We start from the raw sequence: 500 nt of genomic DNA on the forward strand, positions 1-500 counted from the left end.
CTCTTTTTTTATCTTTAACTATAGCGATATTTTCTTAAATCTTTTAAAATCGAAATTTCTTTTAACAATTCTTCTCCGACATTTGTTTCTAAAACCATTTTTCTTTCTAGTTCTTTATCGACCAATCGCTTTACGGATAAGACGTCCGTTCCTTCTAATAAAATATCTTCTTTTGAATTAAAGTGTTTGTGAGCAACTAGCTGCATGCCGTAAGAATTATATAATAATGTATATCCAGCGATACCTGTTGTGGATTGATACGCTTTTGAAAAACCGCCGTCAATAACAAACATCTTTCCATTTGCTTTGACCGGGTTTTCTCCTTCGATTTCTTTGACAGGCGTATGACCATTAATAATATGACCATGATCAGGATTCAGATTAAATTCTGCGAGGATGTTTTGGCAGACTTCCTCATTTTCCCGTAAATAGTAGTATGGATTTTTCTTCTCTTTATGCGTTGCTTTATCACTGATAAAATATCGTTCAAACGTCGTCAT

General features: G+C 33.6%; 1 protein-coding gene. It reads right to left on the minus strand.

Translation table 11 applies throughout. From position 1 onward, the window contains the following. Positions 1-14: 14 nt before the first annotated feature. On the minus strand, positions 15-500 hold a 486-nt coding region (locus AC27IT_RS28415; RefSeq protein WP_487092364.1), incomplete at its 5' end, for a fructose-bisphosphatase class III.

The organism is Brevibacillus sp. YAE8 (genome assembly GCF_057543335.1).